The organism is Chamaesiphon sp. OTE_20_metabat_361 (assembly GCF_031364565.1).
On the sequence record NZ_JANLWO010000205.1, the window covers coordinates 1 to 1,624 of the forward strand.

Annotated in this window: 3 protein-coding genes; 1 reads left to right on the forward strand and 2 read right to left on the reverse strand. The window is 48.8% G+C overall.

What is annotated here, in order from left to right; genetic code table 11:
* On the reverse strand, window positions 1-372 hold a 372-nt coding region (locus tag RMO35_RS05735), incomplete at its 3' end, for a hypothetical protein (protein WP_309739219.1).
* Between the two features lie 60 nt (window positions 373-432).
* Window positions 433-555 carry a hypothetical protein gene (locus tag RMO35_RS05740; RefSeq protein WP_309739221.1) on the reverse strand — a complete coding sequence of 41 codons (123 nt, stop codon included), beginning with the start codon at window positions 553-555 and terminating at the stop codon, window positions 433-435.
* Window positions 556-593: 38 nt separating this feature from the next.
* On the opposite strand from RMO35_RS05740, the gene thrS reads away from it, so the two are divergent.
* The coding region (gene thrS / locus RMO35_RS05745; protein ID WP_309739222.1) for a threonine--tRNA ligase at window positions 594-1,624 on the forward strand (1,031 nt) is incomplete at its 3' end.

Consider the following 1,624-nt stretch of genomic DNA (forward strand, 5'->3'; position numbering starts at 1 on the left):
TACCACAGTTCCCTGGATGCGCCACGGAAATCGATCGAGCAATAGCTTTTGTGTGAGCAGGTGGTTTTCGATATCTGGCAGAGCTGCCGCTCCATCTGGATTATATTGCCATGACACCGCAGGCACCAGCGATCTTCGTGACATCACCGAAACATTGCCGCTGCGATCCGTGAAAATTCGACCGTTGCGTACGTTTACGACTTGATATGGACGATCTTCAATCCTCACCTCATGGACTTTGACATCCTCATGAACCCCACTGAGTAAGTTCTTGGGGGCATAGATTGCTGAGATAGCCCGCTTTATCGGGTAGGTGACAAGTTTTTTTAGACCCCGATCCAATCGCGCAATCTTTTCTTCGATCGTAGACATAGCGGCTCTACTCTCAACATTACTATCATTGTAATCCGATCGGTCGATCTACCGAACGACTCAGAGCGGCGGCGATCGCCCACCGTGCATCCCTTCTACCATTTCCCGATCGTAGCGCAGATTACTGGGTAAAATAGATCGAGTACAGAATAGATCTAACAGCGATCGCCGCATGTGTGGCACTGTTTAGAATATTGCATTTCCAGGGAACAGCTATACCCATGTCTAACGCCGAACAGCCAGCGAAAATTCATCTACCCAAAACCAGCGAATCGGAAACCCTCAAAAAAATTAGACACACCACCTCCCACATCATGGCGATGGCGGTACAGAAGCTGTTTCCCAAAGCTCTGGTGACGATCGGCCCCTGGATCGAAAATGGGTTCTACTACGATTTTGATAGCCCTGATGCCTTTACAGACAAGGATCTGAAGACAATTCAGAAAGAGATGATCAAGATTGTCAATCAAAAACTACCAGTCACCCGCGAAGAAGTCACCAGAGCCGAAGCCGAAGCGCGAATTTCCGCTTTAAATGAACCCTACAAGCTAGAAATTCTCGCCGGATTGCAAGAACCGATTACCCTCTATCACCTCGGCGATAAGTGGTGGGATCTGTGCGCGGGGCCACATCTGGAAAATACTGGCGATTTGCACCCCAAAGCCTTTAAACTCGAATCAGTTGCGGGTGCCTACTGGCGCGGCGATGAAACTAAAGCCCAATTACAACGCATCTACGGTACCGCTTGGGAAACTCCCGAACAGCTCGCCGAATACGAACGTCGCAAGGAAGAATCCCTCCGCCGCGATCATCGCAAAATCGGTAAAGAGCTAGGCTTGTTTATCTTCTCAGAATTGGTCGGCCCTGGATTGCCATTATGGACGCCCAAAGGCACAATTCTCCGCAGTACATTAGAAGACTTCCTCAAAAAGGAACAAACTAAGCGGGGTTATTTACCTGTCGTCACTCCTCACATTGCCAAAACCGATCTCTTTATGAAGTCGGGACACAGGCAGAAATATAAGGAAGATATGTTCCCAATTATGGCGGACAATCTCGAAGATATTGCCGCCGATAATGGCTTTGTCATGAAGCCGATGAACTGCCCATTTCACATCCAAATCTATCAAAGTGAGTTGCGCTCCTATCGCGATTTACCGATTCGGTATGCCGAATTTGGGACTGTTTATCGCTATGAGCAATCCGGCGAACTTGGTGGTTTGACTCGGGTGCGCGGCTTTACTGTCGATGA